16 protein-coding genes are annotated in these 21671 nt (G+C 52.0%); 4 read left to right on the plus strand and 12 right to left on the minus strand.

Features of this window, described 5'->3' with window-relative positions:
- Positions 1–465 precede the first annotated feature (465 nt).
- Positions 466–3228: an alpha-mannosidase gene (locus AC0YNX_RS22680; protein WP_475817993.1), complete on the minus strand. Its 2763-nt coding sequence runs from the start codon at positions 3226–3228 to the stop codon at positions 466–468.
- Positions 3215–4546: a glycoside hydrolase family 125 protein gene (locus AC0YNX_RS22685; protein ID WP_475817994.1), complete on the minus strand. Its 1332-nt coding sequence runs from the start codon at positions 4544–4546 to the stop codon at positions 3215–3217. The genes AC0YNX_RS22680 and AC0YNX_RS22685 overlap by 14 nt, the downstream gene beginning before the upstream one ends.
- Positions 4547–4807: 261 nt before the next feature.
- Between AC0YNX_RS22685 and AC0YNX_RS22690 the strand changes: the two genes are divergently transcribed.
- From AC0YNX_RS22690 to AC0YNX_RS22705, 4 genes are all read left to right on the plus strand, one after another.
- Positions 4808–5752 carry an ABC transporter permease gene (locus AC0YNX_RS22690; protein ID WP_475817995.1) on the plus strand — a complete coding sequence of 315 codons (945 nt, stop codon included), beginning with the start codon at positions 4808–4810 and terminating at the stop codon, positions 5750–5752.
- A gap of 14 nt (positions 5753–5766) precedes the next feature.
- A complete protein-coding gene (locus AC0YNX_RS22695; RefSeq protein ID WP_475817996.1) occupies positions 5767–6696 on the plus strand; it encodes a carbohydrate ABC transporter permease in 930 nt (309 codons plus the stop codon).
- Positions 6697–6735: 39 nt separating this feature from the next.
- Positions 6736–8232 carry an ABC transporter substrate-binding protein gene (locus AC0YNX_RS22700; RefSeq protein ID WP_475817997.1) on the plus strand — a complete coding sequence of 499 codons (1497 nt, stop codon included), beginning with the start codon at positions 6736–6738 and terminating at the stop codon, positions 8230–8232.
- A gap of 144 nt (positions 8233–8376) precedes the next feature.
- Entirely contained in the window at positions 8377–11013 is a 2637-nt protein-coding gene (locus AC0YNX_RS22705) for a GH92 family glycosyl hydrolase (RefSeq protein WP_475817998.1), read from the plus strand.
- Positions 11014–11098: 85 nt separating this feature from the next.
- Here the strand turns inward: AC0YNX_RS22705 and AC0YNX_RS22710 are convergent, their stop codons facing one another.
- The 10 genes from AC0YNX_RS22710 to leuB form a co-directional block, all read right to left on the minus strand.
- Positions 11099–11710 carry a sulfite oxidase-like oxidoreductase gene (locus AC0YNX_RS22710; protein ID WP_475817999.1) on the minus strand — a complete coding sequence of 204 codons (612 nt, stop codon included), beginning with the start codon at positions 11708–11710 and terminating at the stop codon, positions 11099–11101.
- A 31-nt stretch (positions 11711–11741) separates the two neighbouring features.
- Positions 11742–12230: a cysteine hydrolase family protein gene (locus AC0YNX_RS22715; RefSeq protein WP_475818000.1), complete on the minus strand. Its 489-nt coding sequence runs from the start codon at positions 12228–12230 to the stop codon at positions 11742–11744.
- A gap of 42 nt (positions 12231–12272) precedes the next feature.
- Positions 12273–13574, minus strand: a complete 1302-nt coding sequence (locus AC0YNX_RS22720) for an MFS transporter (protein WP_475818001.1) — start codon at positions 13572–13574, stop codon at positions 12273–12275.
- A gap of 60 nt (positions 13575–13634) precedes the next feature.
- A complete protein-coding gene (locus tag AC0YNX_RS22725; protein WP_475818002.1) occupies positions 13635–15185 on the minus strand; it encodes a leucyl aminopeptidase in 1551 nt (516 codons plus the stop codon).
- 140 nt (positions 15186–15325) lie between these two features.
- Positions 15326–16699: an ATP-binding protein gene (locus tag AC0YNX_RS22730; protein ID WP_475818243.1), complete on the minus strand. Its 1374-nt coding sequence runs from the start codon at positions 16697–16699 to the stop codon at positions 15326–15328.
- Positions 16700–16717: 18 nt separating this feature from the next.
- Entirely contained in the window at positions 16718–17116 is a 399-nt protein-coding gene (locus tag AC0YNX_RS22735; protein WP_475818003.1) for an ATP-binding protein, read from the minus strand.
- Between the two features lie 185 nt (positions 17117–17301).
- Positions 17302–18963, minus strand: a complete 1662-nt coding sequence (locus AC0YNX_RS22740; RefSeq protein ID WP_475818004.1) for an anti-sigma factor domain-containing protein — start codon at positions 18961–18963, stop codon at positions 17302–17304.
- Positions 18960–19781 carry an RNA polymerase sigma factor SigI gene (gene sigI / locus AC0YNX_RS22745; RefSeq protein ID WP_475818005.1) on the minus strand — a complete coding sequence of 274 codons (822 nt, stop codon included), beginning with the start codon at positions 19779–19781 and terminating at the stop codon, positions 18960–18962. Before sigI ends, AC0YNX_RS22740 begins: the two co-directional genes overlap by 4 nt.
- Positions 19782–19938: 157 nt before the next feature.
- Positions 19939–20364 (minus strand): hypothetical protein, encoded by a 426-nt coding sequence (locus AC0YNX_RS22750; RefSeq protein ID WP_475818006.1) that lies wholly within the window; start codon positions 20362–20364, stop codon positions 19939–19941.
- 158 nt (positions 20365–20522) lie between these two features.
- Positions 20523–21602 (minus strand): 3-isopropylmalate dehydrogenase, encoded by a 1080-nt coding sequence (gene leuB, locus AC0YNX_RS22755; RefSeq protein WP_475818007.1) that lies wholly within the window; start codon positions 21600–21602, stop codon positions 20523–20525.
- Positions 21603–21671: the final 69 nt, after the last annotated feature.

A 21671-nucleotide genomic window follows, 5' to 3' on the forward strand; every position in this document is an offset into this window, starting at 1 on the left:
GCACTGTAAAACTTTAACAATGTTAAAGTTTGCAAGTCATATTATACTACGGGGTCATTCTATGGAATAGTCAACAAACTATAGATGGTAGTCCCAATTATTGGATAGTTCTAAAGGACTATAGTGTGAGAAAAAGTATATGAATGTCCCCTAGCATGCCATCAAAAAAGAGGGCAGCCGAAGCTGTCCCCCAGGCTGTCGAGAAAGCCTCGACAATCAAATGAGAGTGCTGAAACTGCTCTCTCAGAGCTGCAATCGGCGGTTTTCCTTGCTGAGAGTTCATTTTTTGTACTCTCAGCTTCGCGACGCCGTGACAAAAAAAAAAAAAAAGAGAAACCCAAGTTTTAAATTTTAAACTGGGGTTTCTCTTCACTTGGATTTCCCTAAACGCTAGGGCAGCCGAAGCTGCCCACATTATCTGAGCGAAGATTTTCGCTGAAACATTATACAAGCATGAGTATTACTTTAACTTGTCCCGGACGAGATGCCAGCCGTATAAATCTCGCACGGCCCCAGCTCCTCCGCGAACAAAGCGTCTGAATTGCCGCCCGCAAGCGGCTGCAAACGTTCACCGGCACGCTCAAGTACATCGCTCTTGTACGCCATAGCCGTCTTGCCGACATGAGAAGTAACCTGCAGCGTCGCTGCATCCGGCCGCATATTGAACCAGCGCAGCACCAGATCGCCAGATGCTTCCGAGATCTTCGCCGAGGAGAAGGCGATGCCTTCGCCCTTCCAAGTCATGAAGGCATGAATTGGCGAAATCACTCCATCGTGGATGCCGGTTTGCACAGCAGTCCAAGGTGTCTGGAATTGATAGGCCGAAGCATACGCGCCAGATACAGCTCCGTCCCCTTGATGCGGAAGAATCAGCATCTCGGCCGTCTGAATGCCAAGGCACTGGGCTTCCGGCGTTGGGAATACTCCCCAGTCGCCAAGCTCAGAGACGGAACGAAGCAAGGTAACCGCAATCGTATTGCGGTCATCCTGCAATACTTCGTATTCGTTCAGGCCTTTGTTCGCAATGGTGAGTCCTTGCGTCCCATCGCTGACATCGACAAATGCTTGCTGATGCTGAGCGTTGCTCGGATTCTCCCATTCGGCCGCCGGCTTGTTGTCTCGAACCGCCACCTCGAAGATCGCATCGGCACGGTGTACAGAAGCAACCAGATCCGCCGGGAACAATGCGCGGACGCGGTGATCCTTCGCCTGGTTGTCCATCGTGACGCTGATGCCGATACCAGAGCCGGAACGCTCCAGACTAACGACGGTGCGTATGGTGAACGGTACGAATTCGTTCGACCGACCGGCTTTGCGTTCCGGATAGTAGACGGCCTCTTGCTTCTCCTGCTCAAACAGCTCGTCAGCGGAGGCTGGAATGGACCAACGGTGTACGATTTCGAATGCTGCGCGGTAAGAGCTGTCCTCGGTCACGCGAATTTCCGCGGTGAGACCTTTGGTCGTGAGCGCTGGCTCTCCATCTGGCTGCTTGAACATATATTCGTTGCCAATGTCGCCGACATCCTCATAAATCAACAGGTCGCGATAAGTACGCCCGCTTCTGTAATCCGTCACCGTCAAGGTGCCGTCCTCGGCAATTTCGACGCCGAGAATTCCATTGCTCATCGAGCGCGAGCCGGTTACGAGCGACGACTCCTGCGGTGCGTTAGCCGAGTTAAGCACAAGGGCATAGGCTTTCGATCCAAGCGCCGGGACCTCAGCCGCCTCGAATGTCAGCTTCACGCGCCGTGCCCAATACGGCTGGCGGAACTTGTCATCCGGCAGGTCGTAGCCGAATTGCAGGCCGAGGTCCTCCATTGTGCAGGCAATGGCCCCGCCTTCCGAATCAACGAGCGTGCGCCCTGTGAGCGTTATGCCCTTCATCATGCGAATCATTTCGCTTGCGCTAATCCCTTCCCGGAAATAGACGCGCGCAACGTCTAGCTCGACTTGCACGACGCCGCTGCGGTTCCAGCCCGTCGTGTTGAACACGATTAGAGGCAGCGCATCCTGACCGAACGTGGTGAACGCACTTGTATCGACTGCGCTGGCAAGTGTAAGGGCACTTTCGTCCACAATCGTCTCCGCGACATGGCGGCTCTTATCGAACCGGGTGACCATCTCGCGGTGCACTTCGTCGACGCTGCAGCCACAAATGCTGTCATGCGGGTGGTTCTGCATGAGCGTCTTCCAAGCATACGTGAACAAATGCTGTGGGTACTTGGCTAGTCCGATCGCATGAGCGAATGCAGCGAGCGGCTCGGCGACTTTCTCCAGAATCGACTGACCGACTTGGTTCATCTGTTTCAAATACACCCGGGCCGAAGCCGTGTTCACGAGTGTCGACCAGCCGTCCGTCCGCTGGCTTCGCAATTCCCCTCGCACGACTGACAGCTCCGTGTCATTCAAAGACGACTTCAGCGCCGCCAAATAATCCGGGAAATTCGAATGGACGAATTCTACATCCGGATATAGCCTGCTCGCTACGTGGATCGCTTCGGACAGGTCCGTCTGGATCGGTTGATGGTCGCAGCCGTTCATGAATAGCAGTTGACTTGTTGACGCGTATTTGCCAGCGTCAGCTAGCTTACGCTCCCAATATTCCTTGGCTTCCGCCTCGTCCACCGGCACTTCGTTCCCATTGCTGTACCAGTTGGCAAATAGAATGCCGAGCACGCGCGAGCCGTCCGGCCCTTCCCATACGAGCTCCGAGAAGGATGATTCGTAAGCAGCATCCGATACCATATTATTGAAGCCTGTCGGTTTGACGCCACGGCCAAACACAGCGTTGTCGATGTCTGCCTGCCGCATGAGTTGAGGCGCTTGACCGATATTTCCGAATGTGTCGGGAAAATAACCGATCTTGGCAATCGTACCGTAGTACGAAGCATCTTGATGCCCGATCTGCAGATTGCGCACATTCGCTTCGCTGCTCGTCAGGAACGCGTCTTGCAGAACATACCAAGGCCCGATGTGGATACGGCCTTCGCGAATCCATTTCTCCAGGCGCTCGCGCTGGTCAGGCCGCACCTGCAAATAATCCTCAATAATGATCGTCTGTCCATCGAGGTGGAAGCTCCGGTACTCGGCATCGTTCTCCAGCGTGTCCAATAACGTATCCATGAGCGCAATCAACCGGACGTGATGCTTCTCGTAAGGCAAATACCATTCACGGTCCCAATGCGTATGGGAGATGATATGCGCCGTTCTCTTTTTATTTGCGTCCATCGAGCAGCCCTTCTTTCATCGCCTTGTACACCAATTGCGAGAACAAACTGTTTGACCAAGCGAACCATTTGCGAGTAAATACGCTCGGATCATCCGCATGGAAGCCTTCGTGCATATAACCGGTGTCTGCATCCGTCGCTTCGAGCAGTGCGATCATCTCGAGCTTCTCCTCATCCGAGGATGCCGTCAGGCCTTGCATGGACAACGCCATATGCCAAACATAGTTCGGTGGCGTATGCGGGCTGCCGATGCCGCGGGCTACTGTACCCTCGTAATAGAAAGGGTTCTCTTTGCTGAGGGCGAACCGACGTGTATTCTGATAGATCAGATCATCGCCGTTCACATAACCCAGATACGGAATCGACATTAAACCAGGCGTTCCAGCATCGTCAATGAGGCAGTAATTCCCATATCCATCCGTCTCGTACGCATAGATCGGTCCAAACTCAGGATGACGGTAGATGCCGTACAGCTGGATGCCGTAGTCGATTTCCCGCTCAAGCTTCGCCATCTCTTGTTCAAACGACAAGTCGCGAAAGACGAATTCGGCGATTTCCCGCATCTGCCTTAGCGTTACGACGGCAAACATATTATCCGGGATGTTGTAATGAAAATCGCAGGCGTCATCGCTTGGCCGAAAGGCTGACCAGACCATCCCCGTATAGTTGACAGGCATCCCGCGGCCTTCGTTCTGGAGCGTATCGTGCATGATTCCATTGTCACGCTCGAAGCGGTACGCCGATTGCTCGTAATGGTGCTGCTCCCGTTTCCAGAGATCGACCGTAACACGCATCGCGGTTTTGAAGTTCGCATCGAAGATATCCGCACGACCTGTTTCTTTCCAATAGGCAAAAGCAAGACGCATCGAGAAGCAGATGGAGTCCAGCTCGAATTTACGCTCCCATACCCACGGCGACATATCGGTCTTGTCGTCTGTGCTCCAATGCCAGTCGTTGGCCATTTCGTTAAACGCGTTCGCGTATGGATCGATCGCTATATTCCGCATATGAAGCTTAATCAGCCCATTGATGATGCGCTGCAGCTCGGCATCCTCTTTGGCGAACGGCACATAATGCATCACTTGCTCTACGGAATCCCGCAGCCACATCGCAGGAATATCCCCCGTAATAACGAACGTCGTTCCATCTTCAAGCAGCTTAGTCGTTGTCTCCAGCGTATTCGGAAAACAGTTCTTGAACAGCTGCATCAGCTTAGGCCGGTGCGCCAGTCTCTTCTCCGCTTCTGCGAGCACGTCCTGAATGGAGCCCGGCAGCTGCAGATGCGGCATGTCGATCTTCGGTAATCTGAATTGTTCCACGTCTCGTTATACCTCTCTTTTTTCCAGAAATGACATTACTCTTTGACGGCACACGCTGTTAAACCTTGGCTCACTTCACAAACAGTATCTAAAGGAACGGGCTTTTTTAATCAAAATCATTCCTTGTTTAACTCGATAAGACAAACACAGCGAACTCAACCATGGAATTTGGCAATACAGAATGATGAATACAAAGAAACATTAAAGTTAATTTTATCTAAGAACACGAATGATATTTATCTTGGGAGGGGGTTGAATCGCATGGGGACAAATGGAAAGCGCAGACGCTTGCATACACGATGGCGGACGCAGGATACCGAGCTGTCTCTGCTGGCATTGCCGACAACAGTCTGGTATATCCTGTTCTGTTTCTTGCCGATGTTCGGCATCATCATAGCCTTCAAGGATTTCAAAATACATGGAGGCTTCATAAGTAACATTGTGCACAGCAAGTGGTCCGGCTTCGATAACTTCGAGTTTCTGTTTAAGTCAAACGATGCCTGGATCGTCATCCGCAATACGCTGGGCTACAATATCGTGTTCATTATTCTCGGTATCGTAGTACCAGTAACCTTAGCGCTGATGGTCGGTCAGCTGCATAGCCGTAAGGCTGGCAAAGTGTATCAAACGTTGATGTTCCTTCCTTACTTCTTGTCCTGGGTCGTCGTATCCGCGGTGATCTGGGCGTTCCTCAGCTTCGATAAAGGGATTGCCAATCAGTTTCTGGCCGACCTTGGCAAGGATCCGGTCAACTGGTATATGGAGGCCAAATACTGGCCGTACCTGCTCGTATTTATGAACATGTGGAAAGGTCTGGGCTACGGCATGGTCGTCTACTTGGCGACGATTACCGGCATCGATAGCACATATTACGAGGCCGCTGTCATTGACGGCGCTTCGAAGTGGCAGCAGACGAAATACATTACACTGCCTCTTATGAAGCTTGTTATCGTGATGATGTTCATCCTGTCGGTCGGCCGTATTTTCTACACCGACTTCGGATTGTTCTTCCAAGTGCCGCGTGATTCCAACTCGCTGTTTAACGTGACGACAACCGTTGACGTGCTCGTCTATAAGCAGCTCAAGACCGCTACGGTAGGGATGGCCTCGGCTTCCGCTTTCTTACAATCCGTGCTCGGATGCGCGACCATTCTAATCGCTAACTGGATCGTTCGCCGTGTTGATCCGGACAGCGCCATGATGTAAGGAGGAGCGAAAGCATGTCATCGAAAGCGCATTTTGAGTCCGGACTCGATAAGTTCAACCGGATCAGCGGTGTTATGAACATCGTTTTTCATATCATCTTTATTCTGATCGCGCTGGTTTGCCTGGTGCCCGTCTTAGTGGTTTTGTCGGTCTCGATCTCCAGCGAAGATTCCATTCGGCAGACGGGATACCACATTATTCCGAGGGCCCTCTCGGCAGATGCGTACCACTATATCTTGCAGCAAGGGAGACTGATCTCTCGTGCACTCGGAGTATCCGTACTCGTTACGGTAGTCGGCACTGTGCTCGGCATCCTGCTTACCACTTCAATGGGTTATGTCATTTCCAGACCTAACTATAAGCTGAATGGGCTGCTGACATGGATCGTGTTCATTCCCATGGTATTCAACGGAGGGCTCGTGTCCAGTTACTACATCAACTCGACCCTGCTCGGGCTCAAGGATACGGTTTGGGCTCTCATTCTGCCGCTGGCCGTCTCGTCCTTCAACGTGATTATTTGCAAAACGTTCTTCAGAAGCACCATTCCAGATGGGTTAATCGAGTCTGCGGAGATGGACGGCGCTAGCCAACTGCGCATCTTCTTCTCCATCATTCTGCCGATCTCGCTGCCGGTTATTGCGACCATTGGTCTGTTCCTCTGCTTCTCGTATTGGAACGACTGGTTCCAATCCATGCTGTATATCAACAATCAAGATCTGTATTCGCTGCAGGCGCTGCTGAACAGCTTAATGAGCAACGTAGATGCACTAGCGAGGAATGCTGCGAGCCTCGGAATCAGCTACGCTGAGCTGGTGGCGACGATGCCGAAAGAATCGGCTCGTATGGCTGTAGCGATTATCATTGTCTTGCCTGTAGCTGCCGCTTACCCGTTCTTCCAGAAGTATTTTATATCTGGCCTAACGGTCGGTGCAGTGAAAGGTTAATGCCAGATGAAATAAATCAACTCAGGGAGGTCCATGGATATGAAAAAGAAGACATTGAAAAACCTGCTAGTCCTTAGTACAGCTGCGCTCCTGACAACTTCACTAGCGGGTTGCGGTTCGAAGAGTACGAACGATTCGAACACATCGAATAATGCGCCAAGCAACCAGAACGGCAACAATCCAGCTGGCGGCGAAGCGCCTACACTGGTATGGTGGACGATTGGCGGTCAAACGCCTTCGAACTTCGACAAGGCGATTGCAGCCATGAATGACTACACGGCCGAGAAGATCGGCGTGAAGGTCGACATCAAGGTCGCAAGCTGGGGCGACTGGGACACGAAGATCAACACGATCGTCAACACCGGCGAGCCCTTCGACATGATGTTCACGAATAACAGCAAGTATAACCAGCAAGTGAATATCGGCGCTTTTGCCGACATTACCGATTCGGTTCAGAGCGATTCGCCAGATCTCTACAAGCTCATTCCTCAGAAGGTATGGGATGGAACGAAGGTTGGCGGCAAAATCTATTCCGTACCGACGTATAAAGACTCTTCGCTCACCCAGTACTGGGTGTTCGACGACAAGTATGTACAGAAATACAAGATCGACACTGCAACCATCAAGTCCATGCAGGACCTGGACAAGCCGCTGCACGATATTAAAGCGGGCGAAGGCAAGAGCTTCTATCCATTGCCTCTTACGCAAGGTGATGGCTTCAACGGCTTCTTCAACCGCTATGACGATATGACGCTCGGTCTGCCGCCAATCGGCGTTAAAGTCGACGATGCTTCCCGCAAAGTGGTCTCCGTACTGGAGGACCCAGAGATCATGAACGATCTGAAGCTGCTGCATAAGTGGTACCAGGACGGCATTGTCAATCCGGATGCGCCGACGAAGACCGAAGCGGACAAAGGACGTCCATTCTTCGCTGCACAAGCATTCCCGGGCGCTGAAGCAAGCTGGCAGATCAATGAAGGCGTAGCGAAGTACGACATGTTCCCGATCTTCGGACCGATCTACACTACAAGCACGATTCAAGGTTCTTTGAATGCGATCTCCGCGAACTCCAAGTACAAGAAGGAAGCGCTCAAATATTTGCAATTGGTTAATACAGATCCAAAGCTGCGCAACATGCTGGCATTCGGTGAACTTGGCGTCGACTATAAGAATGTAGACGGCGAGAAAGTAATCGAGCGTATATCCGATACATGGCCGCTCGCTGCTTATACGCAAGGTACGTTCTTCGATATGGCGGTTACCAAAGGCGCTCCTGTCGATCAATGGGATCAAGTGCGCAAGCTGAACGACCAAGCGATTTCTTCTACGAGCCTGGGCTTTGCGCTTGATATCAGCAAGCTAAGCACAGAAGTAGCCAATTCGAAAGCCGTATGGGACAAATATCGCTACGAGCTGATGACAGGCGCATCTGATCCGGTGAAGACGGTTCCGAAGATCATTTCGGAGCTGAAGGCTGCTGGCATGGATGCAATCATGAAAGCCGCTCAAGAGCAGATCGGCGCGTACTTCAAATAAAAAGGGCAGGACTAGACCCGAACGGATTAACCGTTCGGGTTTTCTATTTCATCTTGCAAGGCTGTAATTCCCTGTTTATGGAACGGCTACCGATTTAGTATAATAATGAAGTGACTTAGAGTTATTAATAGGGGGAGGCATTTCATGATTCGTAAGTCTGCAGCCACAAGAGTATCAGAATACGTCAATACACTCAGAGGGAGCAATTCGGATTCGTCGTATTCGAAAGGGAATACGTTTCCTGCCACAGGCGTTCCATTCGGCTTCAACTTCTGGTCGCCTATGACGAACGCAAGCGAGCAAAGATGGATCTACCAGTACAGCAGCAGCAGCATTCAGGCGTTTACGATCAGTCATATGCCAAGCCCATGGATTGGCGATCGCCAAACGTTCCAGTTCATGCCGATGTCCGATCAAGTCACGGTGGATCGAGACGCCAGGGGAGCTTCATTCGATCACGCGAATGAAACCGCCAAGGCGCACGTATACAGCGTGAAGTTCGATAACGGCATCCTTACAGAGCTGGCTCCGACAGACCATGCGGCTTGTGTTCGTTTCAGCTTCCCAACGGATCGTTCCTATTTGCTGTTCGATACGTTTGACAATCTGGATGCCTCGATTGCTTGGGATGAAGCGAATGGAGTCGTTACAGGACATGTCGATTACCCGGATGGATTCTTGAGTCTGGTGCCTAGAATGTACGTATATGCGGAGTTCAGCAAGCCTTTTGTACGCTCAAATAAAGTCGAAGGTTACCGTGACCTCACTTCTTGGATCGAATTTGAGACGAATGAAGAGCGTCAAGTGATCATGAAGATTGCTACCTCCTTTATCAGCGTTGAACAAGCCAAGGCGAATCTGCTAGAGGAAATCGGCAGCAGCACCTTCGAGCAAGTGAAGCTGGCTGGGCAAGATGCCTGGGATGCCATCTTGAGTAAGATCGAAGTTGAAAGCGCATCCACAGATCAGTTGATCACACTCTATTCCAACCTATACCGTCTGTTTATCTATCCAAACTCTGCTTACGAGAATGTTGAAGGCACTCCGAAATATGCAACGCCTTATGTGAAGGGCAACCCGATCAAGGAAGGCAAAATCTATGTAAACAACGGCTTCTGGGATACATACCGAACAACATGGCCCATGTACGCGCTGCTGACGCCAGGTAAAGCTGGAGAGCTGGCGGAGGGCTTCCTTAAGGGCTATAAGGACGGGGGCTGGATGGCGAGATGGTCTGCTCCGGGCTGCGTAGATTGCATGGTGGGTACAAATTCAGAAGTTATTTTTGCAGATGCTTATTTGAAGGGAATTACGGGCTTTGATGTGGAAGCTGCCTACGATTCGATGATTAGGAATGCAGCAACCTATAGCAGTGATTCCTCCAAAGGGCGCAAAGGCATGGATCGCTCCGTGTTCCTCGGCTATACCCCGCAGGATCAAGTGGGTGAATCGACCTCCTGGTCGCTTGAGAGCTATCTGAACGACTTTGGTATTGCACAGCTGGCATCTGCGCTTGGCAAAGAAGATGACGCCAAATACTTCTATAACCGGGCATTGAATTATGTGAACATCTTCTCGCCGTCCGTTGGCTTCTTCCGCGGCAAGAATGAGGATGGCACTTGGCGCACCTCTGATGAAGAGTTCAGCTCGATTCGCTGGGGCTTCGAATACACAGAGGGGAATGCTTGGCACTATTGCGTAGCTGTCCCGCATGACGGACAAGGGCTTGCCAATCTGTATGGCGGAAGAGATGGACTGTCGGGCAAGATCGACGATGTATTCAATGCGCCTAGGGATTTCGAAGAAGGTGGGTACTTCCGCGTCATTCATGAGATGGTTGAGGCTTACGATATCGATAGAGGACAGTACGGGCATTCGAATCAACCTGTTCACCATACGATCTACATGTACAACTATGCGGGTACACCTTGGAAGACTCAAGAACGTGCTCGTGATATTGTCACTCGTCTGTATGATTCAGGAGTTGGGACAGGCAACGGCTATCAAGGGGATGAAGATAACGGCGAAATGTCCGCATGGTATCTGTTTGCTGCGATGGGCTTCTACCCTGTAAGCGTAGGACGTCCTGAATATGCGATCGGTGCGCCTTATTTCAAGAAGATGACGATTCAGCTTGAGAATGGCAAGTCAATTGTCATCCATGCTCCGAATGTGAATGACGAGAACATCTATGTACAGGGTTTGAAAGTGAATGGGCAAGATTATTCGAAGAACTACTTCGTGCACCAGGATCTTGCAAATGGAGCTGTTCTAGAGTTCGATATGGGGCCATCTCCATCAAGCTGGGGCTCAGGGAAAGACGACGTGCCGCCTTCACTGACTGCAGGCGAGCTGCCGCCGCAGCCGTTGCGGGATCTGGCTAACGGAGGCAAGGTTACGGCAAGCGGAGAGAATGAAGCAGCTGGCCACACAGCGGCTCAGGCATTCGTCAACAATTCTTCGACGAAATGGCAGGCATCGGGGCCGACTGGCTGGATTCAATATGAGCTGAAGGAAGCAGGAGCTGTGCACATGTACACCATCACCTCAGCTAATGATGGCGAGCAGCAGGATCCTAAGAGCTGGGAGCTCCTTGCTTCGAACGATGGAGTGAGCTGGACCGTACTGGATGCGAGAGCGGATGAAGTCTTCACGTGGAGACAGCACACACGCGCATTCGCCGTGAAGCAGGCTGGGGCGTTCAGCTTCTACCGTTTGAATGTGTTGCATAACTGTGGAGCTGACTCGTTGCAAATCGCGGAGGTTGAATTGTTAGGGTAAGCGAAGAAAAGAGCCATCCCGCAATGGGATGGCTCTTTCTCTTGTTGTTACAATCGGCGAGATAAACCGTATTCCAAAACTTTTCTCAGTCAAAATCATATCTTTCTTCTTTGAAGGGATCGCCATACATATGGTACCCGTTCCGCTCCCAGAATCCCGCCTTATCTTTCTCCATGAACTCAATACCTCGCAGCCACTTGGCGCTCTTCCAGAAGTAGAGATGCGGCACGACCATGCGAACCGGGTAGCCATGCTCCGGCGACAGAATCTCGCCACCGTGCTTAATCGCAAGGAATGACGTGTCGCGCAAGAAATCCTCAAGCGGCAGGTTCGTCGACCAGCCGTGCTCGGCGTGCAGCATAACGAACTTCGCTTCCGGCTTCAGCTTCACCCGCTCCATAATAGTCGCGACCGCTACGCCTTCCCAAGTGTTATCGAGCTTCGACCATGTGGTGACACAGTGAATGTCGTTGCCGAACTGCTGCCGCGGCAGCTGCATGAATTCATTGTACGATATCTCTGCTTCCTCTTCGACAAGTCCGAACAAGCGCAAATTCCATAGCCCCATGTTGCGATAGTAGGGTACCTCGCCATGATGCAGAACAGGGAATCCTGCCGTCACCCGCTGCCCCGGCGGAACACGATCACTGTCACCGGCATTCCCGCTGTCCTTGCGTGCACCTGGTCCATATAACATCGTAGCTTCTCCTTCCAGCTTCCAGCTGCTCTTACAGATTCACTAAGTATGAAATGACAGGATGAGAAATCACATTCCTGTCGCGATATGTAGCGGTGATGGCCTCGCTGTATGCGCTGACGATACCATTCTGAAGCATGACCGGCTTGAACCCGCGCTCCTTTGCTCCATTATAGGTGGCCAGTACGCAGTGCTCCGCGGCATTGCCGGAGATAATCAACAGCTCAACATCCTGCTTGCGCAAAATCTCCTCTAGCTCGGTCTTCCAGAACGAGTTCGAGAACTCCTTGGTCACAACGAGGTCGTTCTCCTTGATCGGAACTGCAGGAATGGTCTGATACGCTTCCCGATCGGACTCTTCCATCCCCTCAACATCTTGAATATGAATGATGACGTGTTCCTTCGACCGAAGTATACCCGCGCTATAGTTAATATACTCGCAGGCTCTGTCGATTACCTTCTTGTCTGCCTCCTGCAAATGGACATGCTGCATATCAATAATGAGAAAACCTAGCTTCATAACTAAAAATCTCCTCTCATCGAATAAATTATACCTCTACCTCTACTTTACCCCTGCCTGCTCGGTGTCGAATCCTTGATGCTCCTCGCGCAGCACGAACGGACCAATCGCAAGCGCCAGTACGAGCAGCGCTACACCCACAAGCAGCGAAATGCCGTAGCTCTGCAGCCAGTACGGACTATCTTCAATCTCCCTATAGACCCACCCGCCGACAAGCGGGCCTATGAAACCGGTGATGCCCGTCAATGCCGCGAATAGTGCCACATACATCGGTCGGTCCGACTTCGGCGTATCCCCAATAATAAAGTTGAAGATAAGCAAGTTATAGCCGCCAAGACCAAAGCCGAGCACGATATTCACCAGCATCAGCACTGCAATAACCGGAATAATCTCGATGCCAGCCCACAGCACGCAGGAAGCCGCAATAATCGGGAGTGCCCAGAGCAGCAGCGTCCGCGCATCATACTTCGTATTGAGGTTCCCCCAATAATAGTAGCTGAACATCGTAACTACCATCTGCACCGTCGTAATGAGCGTAAGCATCCACTTGCTAATGTGCAGTGTTTCCAGCATAACATAGGAGAATAATGGAACAACCATATTTTGCAGCAAAATGTAAATGGCAATGAACACCGTCGCCTTCATGAATCCCCGATCCTTGAGCGGCTTCAAGAACAGCGCAGCAGAGCTCGATGCCTCCGACTTCTGGAACGGTGGATTCGGGTAACGCCACAGCTCCATGCCGTTCCATAGCGCACAGATCGCGCTAATCGCATACAGAATGATGAAGCCCGTCTGATCGTTCATCCGTTCTAGAATTTGGCCGCCAACGAGCAGCACGATACTGCCGACCGCCCAGTGAATCGTGTTGCGAATGCCGAAGTATCTGCCCCGCACTTGCGGCGGCACCATGTCAGCAACAAGAGAGGTCCAGAAGACGCTGCTAGCCGAAGCTGAGATGAACGACATGAGGAACAAGCCGATAAAGACGCCTACGCGCAGCTCTTCGGGCACGAGGAATGGAATCAATCCGGTTGCTACCCACAATATCCGGTGAAGCGATCCGAAGATCGTGAGGAGCAGCCGTCGGTTCGTAAACCGCTGCATGTAGAACGCTGCAACGAGCTGCACCAGATTCGCCAATGCAGGAATGGCCATAACGAGCCCGACGTCCGAAGCCGTCCCGCCTAGATAGACAATATAGATGGTCAGAATCGGACCGCCAAGCAGGTTAGCGACAATGACCGCCGGGATTCCTTCCCTAATGGCAGTTAACAGCCCACGGCGCTGCTCGGACAGCTCTTTACGCATAAACACCGAGATGATGTGATTCCAAAAAGACATGAACTTGAACTCCTCCGCCCGTTACTCTTGATGTCCTTCAGCCAAGCAAAGCACAAGCTACTATCCCTGCGTGAACAATTCTCCCAGCGTACGGACCATAACGCCCGTAGCTCCTTTCACTTCCCATACCTTATCCCGCTCAAGCCATGCGGTTCCGGCAATATCAAGATGCACCCACGGCTTATCCTCCGTGAACGCTCCGATGAACAAGCCGGCAATGCTCGCAGCACCGTAACGGCTTCCCCCGTTCTTCATGTCCGCTGCGTCGCTGTCGAGCTGCCTGCGGAATTCAGGGTACGCTGGCAGCTGCCAGATCCGCTCGCCTGTCAATTGCGAAGCTTCGATGACCTGCTGATGCAGCTGCTCGTCATTCGTCACCGTGCCTGTGGAGACATCGCCGAGCGCCACCAGCACCGCGCCTGTCAGCGTCGCAACGTCGATCAGCTTCGTCGCGCCGCGGCGAAGCGCCGTTGTAAGACCATCGGCGAGCACGAGACGACCTTCGGCATCCGTGTTCACAATCTCAACCGTCGTGCCGTTCATCATCGTCAGCACGTCGCCAGGCTTAAATGCCCGATCCGACGGCATGTTCTCCGCAGTCGGAATGACAATAACCGCATTGATCGCCGGACGAAGCTCGCCAAGTATCCGCACGACGCCAAGCACGGTCGCCGCACCGCCCATGTCCGAGATCATCTCTTCCATGCCAAGCTTCGGCTTGATGCAGATGCCGCCGGTATCGAACGTAATCCCTTTGCCGATTAAGCCCCACTTCTCGTCATTGCCCGGCGCACCTTCATAATGGATAACGACCATGCGCGGCGGATGAATACTGCCCTGCCCAACGCCGAGCAGTCCGCCCATGCCTTCTTCCGCAGCAGCGATCTCATCGAAAATCTCATAATCGAGATTGTACTTCTGCGCCAACGCTTCCGCTTCCTCTGCAAGCACCTGCGGCGTCAGCTTGTTGCCCGGCAAATTCGTAATGTCGCGCGCATAGATAACAGACTCCGCGAAGACAACGCCTCGCTTAATGCCAGCTTTCCACTGCGACTCCACATCCGCGGCCTTCAGCTTCTGAGCCGGCGTGAACGTGACCGTCGCCACGGTCGACTGCCGCTTCGCATCCGCCTTCTTCGCCGTCTTGCGAACGAACAATCCAAGCGCGTAGCCTTCCGTCATCGCCTGCGCCGCTTGGCCGACCGTGAACGCTGAAGCGCCAGCTCCTGCGCCCGCCGCGCTGCCGAGTACAGCCTCCGGCAGCTGCTGCTTCACCGCTGCTGCCTTGAGGCGCGTTGCCGCCTTCGCAGCGACCGCCGCCGCATCGCGCAGGCTATCCGCCGTTAACTTGCCCTTCGCCGCGATCCCTACGAAGAGGACATGCGACTCCGGAAGCAAACCAAGCGTCGGCATGACAAGCGTTTCCTTCGCTTCTCCTCTGAACAGCTCCTTCGCGGCATGCTGGCGCAGCGCCTCATCCAGCTTCGGATGCACCCATCCGGCCCCGGTTGTTGATGAAGGCTTAAGCTCATCCTTCGTAACGAATACAACGAGAACATCCGCAGCACCACTAGCTGCCGACCCATTTGCATATATAAATTGAACACTCATTTTCCTAATCGCTCCTTCACTTCAATCATCTACGAAATCCTGTCTGTTGACAACACAAAAAAACCGGGTTTCCCCGATTTCATTGCAGCCAATTTGGCCCATTGTTCCATGAGCCGCGGGTCATACCCGATTCTAATCTTTTATTCCGCCAATGGCAAATAGATATTGAACTCCGTGCCTTCACCGGGATTGCTCGAAACCCGAATCTTGCCGCCGTGATTGCGGACGATTCGATAGCTGACTGACAAGCCAAGCCCAGTGCCCGACGCCTTCGTCGTGAAGAACGGATCGAACAGCTTCGACTTCGTCATCGTATCCATGCCTCTGCCATTGTCACGGATGGTTATTTCCGCATCACGTCCGTCGCGGCGAGTGACGATGTCGATGCGCCCGCTCCGCTGCGTCTCCATCTCGCCAATGGCGTCGATCGCATTGCGGATCATATTCAAGATGACCTGCTTCACCTGCTTGACGTCGATGGAGATGGCAAGCTCCTCATCATACGATTCCAGATGAATCTGGCAGCCATTCAGCAGCGCTTCGCTATCCGAGAGCAAGATGACTTCCTTGAGCAGCGAATTAATCGGTACCTTCTGCTTCATCGGCGCGGAAGGCTTCGAAGAATTGAGAAATTCATAGATGATATCGTTGGCACGGTCAATTTCCGTGAGGATAATGCGCGAATACTCTTCTTTGCCAAGCTGCGCAAGATGCGGCTTGAGGAGCTGGATAAATCCGCGAATTGATGTGAGGGGGTTACGAATCTCATGCGCGATGGCTGCCGCGATCTTCCCAAGCATCGCGAGCTTGTCATTCTGATAAGCGGACTGCTCAATCTGCTTATACTCGGTTACGTCCTTCACGCTGATCAGATAATCGCCGTCCAGCTGATCCCCGTAGGTGACGGTTACGAGCAGAAACCGGCCGTTCGCATCCTGGAACTCTAGGTAGCGGCTGCGGCGCAAATGCACTTCCTTAAACACTCGCAGAATAATCCGCTTCGTGCTGTGGTTCAGCTGACTATGCCATAGCATGTCGACAATATTGCAACCGATGAGCGTCTTGCGCGGAATGTCGAGCAGCTTGGCCATCTGCACATTGACGAAAGAGAGAATGCCGTCGCTGTCAAAGATCGCGATGCCGCTGTCCATATGCTGCAGCACGTTCTCATATTTATTTTTGACCATACGAACAGAACGATGCGAGCTAAGCAGCATGTCGCGCATATCGCTGAACCGCTGCTCTGGCGTCTGATCGGGTTGCAAACGGAATCGGAAAGCAACCATGAGCTCTATGAGAAAAATAAACGAACGGCTGTATAAGCTGAGCGCCTCATCCGAGTCCACGTTAGCAACAAGCTTCTGCATGGATTCTTCATGAATCGCAATAATGTCTTCAGGGTGAATATCATGGAGCAGCTTGCCGATTTCAGTCGCCTCAAACAAAGAGGCTTCGCTCCCGCTTCGCATATATTCTGCGAGTGCCGGGAAGTAGCGCTTTCGAATGGCTTGCATGGCCTGCATGTATTACTCCTACTCCTCTCCTGCCGCGCAGTTCGGTGAGCTGTAACGCACCTCCGAATGAATCCACTTCCGAAACGTAATCATCGTCCCGCGAAGCAGATCATGGGTCAGCTCCACATCTGCGGCGAGCTTATCGATCCATTGCTGCTGAATCCGACTCGGCCCGCGAAAATGATCGAATAATCTGATTTCAATACCGCTGGGTTGTTCACCTTTGCTATTACAAAGCTGCCGAATGGTCATATGACCCTTCTCTGCGAAGGATATGAGCTTGAGAGCTAGTTCGGAAATTGTGTATGCAATAATCGTCTGATCCACAAGATTAAAGCCGACCGATTTCGCGATATCCCTGCCTCGTTCCCGAGCATGGATAATGTCTGACTTCTCCCGTATATGCATCATTTCCACGTTCAATACTCTCCTCCACCCTCTTATTGCCTTGTATCATGCAGGTTCCGAGTCTGAGGTCGCTTACAATAATCATAGAGATTATAGGTAATTTCTGTCAACCGAAGATACTGTCGAATTGGCTCGACGCAAAATGGGGCGAAAGGCGCGGGCAATAAGTGCCTGCGCCTTCCCTTATGGTGACATTAGTCGCGACCCTTGCGGTCTTTGTCCTTCTGTCCCTTACTATTGCTATTATTGCGATCGTCTTTGTCGTCGTCGCGACTACTCTGACCGTTGCTCTTGTCATTGTTGCTCTTTCCATCATTCTTACTGCTTTCGCTTTTCTTATCTCCGCTGCTCTTATTGCTGCCGTTGTCCTTCTCGTTCTTCCCTTGCGTCTGGCTATGGCTCTGCTGCTGGCCGTCTTTGTCCTTGCTGTTTCCTTTGCCGCTGCTGCCAGTTCCATTGCCATTTCCGTCCTTGCTCTGTCCGTTATTCCAATTCTGCCCACTATTTTTACCCGAGCCGGACCCGTTTGAATCATTGCCTTGAACGCCACTAGGGCGACCATAGGAAGTGTTTTTTGCATCTTCCTGGCCGCCTTCATGCGCTTTATGCTCTTGCTCCTGCTTCTTGCCACTGTCGCCGCGACGATCATCTTGATCTTTCCCAGATGGAGAACCGGAGGACGACGGTCCGCCGTCATCTTCCTTCTTGCCATCGTTCTTGTGATTGTCGCGCCAGTCGTCTCCGCGCCGGTCATCCAAGCCTTTACCGCCGCTGTCCTTGCCTTTGTCATTACCGTTGCCTTTATTCGCAGCCTTCGCTTCCTCGCGTTTCTGGCGCTTCTCCTGTTCTTTCTTCAGGAGCTCCTTCAGCTGCTGCTTCTGCGCTTCCCGCAGCTTTTCTTTGTCCGCTTTCGTAGCAGCTTCGGCAGTTCCAGCAGCTCCTTTTGCATCAGTAGCACCTGTAACAGTGGCTGCATCTGGTTTAACGTCCGCTTTGGCAGTCTGCTTGGTATCCTTCGACTTATCGTTGACGGATGGAGCAGCAGGCTTCCTGGCAGTCGCATCTCCCTTCGACGAAGCATCATCATTCACAACCGCCGCCACACCACCCATCGGCTTCGCGGCCTGATGGATCGACTCCGTCTTCAGCTGGTGAATCGTGATGTCGTAGCCCTTCTTCTTCGCCATCAGGTAGAACGCCATCTTCCCAGCCGATAGACCGTCATTCTTCGCTTCATCCCTGACTTCGATTGGGGCGGAAAGCGTTGTTACGTCCACCTTCAAGCTGCGGCCCTTCTCCGTCTTCTCGAGCGACTTATGAACGGCTGCGTCCATATGCGTCGTAACGGCGTTCTCATAATCAGGAGCCGATTTCTTATCGTCGACGAGCACGCTCGTAATAATGACATCGCCTTCGCCGGTGTTCAGATACGGTCCGGCACTAATGCGGTCCATGATCGCCTCGGTCACTTCCTCAAGCGATAGCCCTTTATACACGAGGCCGTCCGTTACGTCAGCGCCGTCATCGTTGATCGCCCGCAATTCCTCGACCTTCTCATCCTTCGTCACGCCGAGCTCGATACTCGGATTGACGTCCATCGTTAAGTAAGCAACTACCGGTTGCTGATTTCCCCAATAGTTCACGAGGAACGGTACAATCAGGAGGAGCAAGATCGCCGCGGCGCCTGCGCTCGCGCTGTATAGCTTGCGAGGATTTTGCAAACGCCTCTGTTCTGTAAAAGAGAATTCTTCGCCTATCTGCGGCTTACGCGTTGTTCTTACTTTGCGAAACTGTCCGTCCGACATGAGAACGACGACGAATTTCTCGCTTGTTTCCATCACAATTCCACGACTCATGCTCTCACCCCCCTTGCTTCAGCCTCTTCCGGCAATGCATGATCTTGCGGTTCTATGTATTGCTGCAAATACGGATAATCTCCATTATGTAATAACGCAAGTGCGATGATGTACTTACGATTACGTTCAATGGTCTTCCTTGATACGCTGGCCATCTCGCACAGCTCCTTGATTGGCAGCTTTTGCTTCGTCTCTAGCACTTCGTACAGATGTGAATTAGATGCGAGCAGCCGGCTGATCGATATTAGAAGCAGCCTCGAGTCGGTATGCTTAGGCGATAGATCCGATAGCTCCATGAAGGAGATGTCGAACTGCTTCAGCCTTGCGTCATACTCGCCGATTTCCATGCGGCGCGCTTCTGCTTCTTGCGAGATCGAATAACGATGAAGCGCTTCCTTCGTCTCAATCGGATTAACCGTCATTTCCTCTTCGTCATCTTGATCGAAGGCGCTGTAAGGAACTGTACCCTGATGCCTTTGCTCTTTTCGGACATAGTCAATAAGCCTACGCCGAATGACCGTTTCGGCAAAGCCGAGAAACGATTTTCCTGCCTGACCTTTGAATTGCTCGATCGCTTCGTTGAAGGCGACAAGTGCAATGCTGAACTCATCTGCCTGCTCCGGATCTATATATCTCTTGCAGAATCGGCTGGTCACCTTCGCGATATACGGTTTGTATGCCGCGATAAAATCACTGCGCGAAGCTTCTCCGCGCCTGATTTGCTCCACAACTTCCTCTGGAGCAATATGAAGGCTTTGGGTGCCTGCCGACTTCTCATGCTTGCCGCCGAAAATTCGTTTGAACAGTACCAGTAGCAACCGCTCCACCTCACATTTACATTTTTCGTGTTGACTGAATAGATTGAGGGGGTAAATCGAAAAAAGTTTCGCTGCTGGGCGGCGAGAACTTTCTTTGCGAGTGTAAACAATATACTCAATAAAAAAAGCCTCCTTCTTCAGGAGGCGGTTTTATCCATCAACAATACCCTTCAGAGGTTCTTCGCTGCATCAGCTTGTTGCGCCGCCCGTTTAGTACGCTGAGCCGGCGTTTCAATTCTGCTTCCCAGCTCTCATCTCCGATTTGTTTCGCAAAACAAAGCAGGTCGAGCGCCATATCAATTTGGTTCGTCACGACATCCATCGGATCTTCGTTCTCGTTATTGACGCAGTTCTCGAACAATTCCTGTTCTTCCTGCTCCACATATTCAATGAAGTCGACTTCAGATGCGCCGTCGCCATGTGCATATTCAGCCAGAATTTCATACTCATTCTCAATCATATGGTGAATCTCCACACGGTGACAAACGGGGCAAAAAAGAATAGGAACATTATGAATATGCGTGCGAAAATGTTTCAGCGTACCATTCGTGCCGATCATACTAGCTCCACAGCAAAAGCTCATGCCTGTCTCCCTCCTTAGTGCATTACCCATCTTAAAATGATCTGAAACTTTGTATAACTTATTCGCGCCCAGAAACCAAAATTCCTGCTTATCTTTGTTTCCAGTGTATAGAAAAACCCGAAGCCTGTAACGGCTTCGGGATCGAATTAGGTATACGATTACTTCTTGATTGCAGCAACGATCAGATCGCCCATCTCCGTTGTGCCAATCGCTTTGCTCTTATCCACAGCAATGTCGCCTGTACGGTGACCTGCGTCAAGCACGGATTTAACCGCATCTTCGATCGCTTGTGCTGCTTCGTGGTAGCCGAATGTCAGGCGGAACATAAGCGCAACCGACAGAATCGTTGCGATCGGGTTCGAGATGCCTTGGCCTGCGATGTCAGGCGCCGAGCCGTGTACCGGCTCGTACAAGCCGAAGCTGCCTTCGCCAAGCGAAGCGGAGGACAACATACCGATCGAGCCAGTCAGCATTGCTGCTTCGTCGCTGATGATATCGCCGAACATGTTCTCCGTTACGATAACGTCGAAGCTTGCAGGACGGCGGAGCAGCTGCATTGCGCAGTTGTCAACGAGCACGTGCTCAAGCTCAACATCCGGATACTCAGGAGCGATCCGGTTTACCACTTCACGCCACAAACGGGAAGTTTCAAGAACGTTCGCTTTATCAACCGATGCCAGCTTCTTGCGGCGAGTGCGCGCAATTTCGAAGCCTTGACGCACGATGCGCTCAACTTCAACCACGTTGTATACGCAAGTATCTACCGCTTCTTCACCGAATTCACCTTGACGGCGGAACTTCTCGCCGAAGTAGATGCCGCCAGTCAGCTCGCGCACTACGATCAGGTCAGTGCCTTCAAGCACTTCCGGCTTCAGCGTGGAAGCTTCCTTCAAGCAGTCGAATACGTTCGCAGGGCGAATGTTCGAGAACAAGCCAAGCGCTTTACGAATACCGAGAAGGCCTGTCTCTGGACGAAGCTCCTTCGAATTGTTGTCCCATTTCGGTCCGCCTACAGCGCCGAGCAGAACAGCGTCAGCTGCTTTACAGATATCAAGCGTTTCTTGCGGCAGCGGCGTGCCAGTCTCATCGATTGCGATACCGCCGAACAGGCCGTGAGTTGTTTCGAATTGGTAGCCGTACAATTCTTCCGTTTTCTTCAATACTTTAAGCGCTTCGCCAACAACCTCTGGTCCGATACCGTCACCGGCGATAACTGCAATTTTTTTAACGTCTGCCATAGTCGAAAGACACTCCTTTTATTCAGGGCCTACTTCACCCTCTGATTATGATTCTCACTCTTCCTTAGT

Source organism: Paenibacillus sp. J31R98 (assembly GCF_056269245.1).